Source organism: Salidesulfovibrio brasiliensis JCM 12178 (assembly GCF_001311825.1).
Classification (GTDB): domain Bacteria; phylum Desulfobacterota; class Desulfovibrionia; order Desulfovibrionales; family Desulfovibrionaceae; genus Pseudodesulfovibrio; species Pseudodesulfovibrio brasiliensis.
Map to the genome: position 1 here is coordinate 1 of NZ_BBCB01000153.1, position 2309 is coordinate 2309.

Sequence of the window (2309 nt, forward strand, 5' to 3'; positions counted from 1 at the left end):
CCATCATGCCGCCGAGAATGAGCACGGCAGGATGCTCCCGCCGCTGCCGCGTTCGCGCCTGAGCGAGGACCGGCGGCTGCCCAGCCGGGGCGTGAAGAAGTGCGCCACGATGAAAATAAGGGGCAGAATAAGGAAGAAGCCCGGACCGCCAGACTTGCGGGACCGCTTGGCCTTCGGGGTTCCCTTGTACTGGCCCTGCACGGCCTGATAGATGGACACGACCCCGGCCATGATGCCGCCGTCGAAGTCCCCGGCCTTGAAGCGGGGGGTGATCTCGTTGTCGATGATGGTCCCGGCCAGCACATCGGTCAGCGAACCTTCCAGCCCGTAGCCGACCTCAATGCGAACCTTGCGGTCTTCCTTGGAGACAATGAGGATGACCCCGTTGTCCTTGCCCTTCTGGCCGATCTGCCACGCCTCGGCCACGCGGATGCCGAAGTCCTCGATGGAGTCGCCTTCCAGCGAGGGCACGGTCAACACGGCCACCTGCGTGGAGTCGGTGTTTTCCAGTTCGCCAAGGGCCGCGCTCAGCTTGCGCTCCGCCTCGGGCGAGAGCATGCCGGCGTTGTCCACGACGCGACCGGTCAGCTTCGGCACTTCCAGTGCAGCGGCCGGTACGGTCAGCAGAAGCATCATCAGGACGAGCACCCCGGAGAGCAGCGGGTGAAGCGGTCCCCTGTGGCGCGAAATATGTGGTTGTTCAGCGTTCATACGCTTCCTTGCGGTTGTCGGTTGCGGCCCGGTTTTCCACGCGGCCGGTGAATACGCAAAGGCGGCCCTGACCCGAAGGCCCTGACCGCCGCCTGTTGCGTGCTTCAATCGAGCGCGTTATCCGCTCTCCCCGAAGTTGACCTTGGGCGCGGTCTTGGCGCCGGGATCGGCCTGATAAAACTCCTTGCGCTCAAGGTTGAGCAGCATGCTGTTCGTCAGGGAGTTCGGGAAGGTCCGGATGGAGGTGTTGAACGTCTTCACCGCCGTGTTGTAGCGCTGGCGCGCGACGTTGATGCGGTTTTCCGTGCCTTCGAGCTGGTGTTGCAGCCCGAGGAAGTTCTGGCTGGCCTTGATGTCCGGGTATCGTTCCACCACGACCATCAGCCGGGAAAGAGCCGAGGAAAGCTGGCCCTGCGCGGCCTGAAACTTGGCGAGCGCGGCCTTGTCACCGAGCTGTCCGGCGGAGATTTTGGTCTGAGTGGCCTTGGCGCGGGCCTCAACCACTGCCTGCAGGGTGGACTTTTCGTGGGAGGCAAAGGCCTTCACGGTCTCCACCAGATTGGGAATGAGGTCGGCGCGGCGTTGCAGCGCGGCCTCGAGGTTGCCCCATGCGGCAAAAACCTCTTCCTCGTTCTGCTGGATGGAGTTGTAGCCGCAGCCGCCGAGAGAGGCGGCCATCACGGCGATCATGAAAAACGTGGCAATTCGTTTGAGCATCAGAAGTATCCTGTGTTTGGGTTCCGTTGGATACCTCTATAAGTTCTCGGCGGCCTGCCCGCAAGGGAAGTGGACGGGAAAAGTGGTGTTTTACGAATCGTAACACTCTTTACCGGACAAGCCCGACGCGCATTCGTCATCGAGATCGTGTGCGGGAGGCTCGCCCGATGCTTCCTGATGCGCCTGCATCAACAGCGCGGCATTGGCGCTGTACCACCCTTCCGGATAGAATATCCGCGAAACGGTGAATCCGGCAAAAACGAGAGCCATGAGGATGGCGATGGCTGTGCAGGCGGTCATGGACGGCTCCTTGTCGGTTGAATCCATGATCATCCTGCATCACAGGCGTGACAAGCCTGCAGCGGCGTGGTGACGAGACGGTGAAATCAGAGGTCCACGAGCCGGACGTCATCCTCGGGGATGGAGCGACCAAGGAAACCCTGCCCGGTACGGGCGAACCGCGCCGCATCGTCCGTGGTCAGGAAGCGGATGCCCCCGTGGCCTTCGGTTGCGCCCATGCCGAGGTCGTGCACCAGCCGTGCACCGCCTGCGCCGTGGTCCCGGCAGAGTCCACGATGGCCGCTTCCGGGTTGATGACGTTGCCTATGGCCTGCTTGAGCAGCGGGAAATGCGTGCAGCCGAGCACGAGGGTGTCGGGCGCGTGCGCATCGTTGAAGATGGGGTCCAGATAGCGCATGGCCACGGCCTCGGCTATCTCCCCGGTATGCCAGCCTTCTTCGGCCAGCGAGACGAACAGCGAACAGGCATGGCCGTCCACCTGCGCGTCCGGCCTGATTGCCGTGATCGCCCGGTGATAGGCCCGGCCCCGGATGGTGGACTCCGTGGCAATGACCGCGATGCGCCCGGACCGGCTGGCCTTG

5 protein-coding genes are annotated in these 2309 nt (G+C 63.3%); all 5 read right to left on the bottom strand.

Features of this window, described 5'->3' with window-relative positions; translation table 11 throughout:
- Positions 1-3: 3 nt before the first annotated feature.
- Entirely contained in the window at positions 4-711 is a 708-nt protein-coding gene (locus JCM12178_RS18085) for a TPM domain-containing protein (RefSeq protein ID WP_083466023.1), read from the bottom strand.
- Between the two features lie 117 nt (positions 712-828).
- Positions 829-1428, bottom strand: coding sequence for a LemA family protein (locus JCM12178_RS17225; protein WP_054653202.1), 600 nt, complete (start codon positions 1426-1428; stop codon positions 829-831).
- Positions 1429-1518: 90 nt separating this feature from the next.
- Positions 1519-1755, bottom strand: a complete 237-nt coding sequence (locus JCM12178_RS17230; RefSeq protein WP_054653204.1) for a hypothetical protein — start codon at positions 1753-1755, stop codon at positions 1519-1521.
- A gap of 59 nt (positions 1756-1814) precedes the next feature.
- Positions 1815-1946 (bottom strand): hypothetical protein, encoded by a 132-nt coding sequence (locus JCM12178_RS20525; protein ID WP_284690226.1) that lies wholly within the window; start codon positions 1944-1946, stop codon positions 1815-1817.
- The coding region (locus tag JCM12178_RS17235; RefSeq protein ID WP_245628856.1) for a glutamate racemase at positions 1907-2309 on the bottom strand (403 nt) is incomplete at its 5' end. The genes JCM12178_RS17235 and JCM12178_RS20525, both read right to left, overlap by 40 nt.

Bases quoted from the DNA above. Each gene is read 5' to 3' on its own strand.
- JCM12178_RS18085 (WP_083466023.1), bottom strand. From the start codon at position 711: ATGAACGCTGAACAACCACATATTTCGCGCCACAGGGGACCGCTTCAC.
- JCM12178_RS17225 (WP_054653202.1), bottom strand. From the start codon at position 1,428: ATGCTCAAACGAATTGCCACGTTTTTCATGATCGCCGTGATGGCCGCC.
- JCM12178_RS17230 (WP_054653204.1), bottom strand. From the start codon at position 1,755: ATGGATTCAACCGACAAGGAGCCGTCCATGACCGCCTGCACAGCCATC.
- JCM12178_RS20525 (WP_284690226.1), bottom strand. From the start codon at position 1,946: ATGGGCGCAACCGAAGGCCACGGGGGCATCCGCTTCCTGACCACGGAC.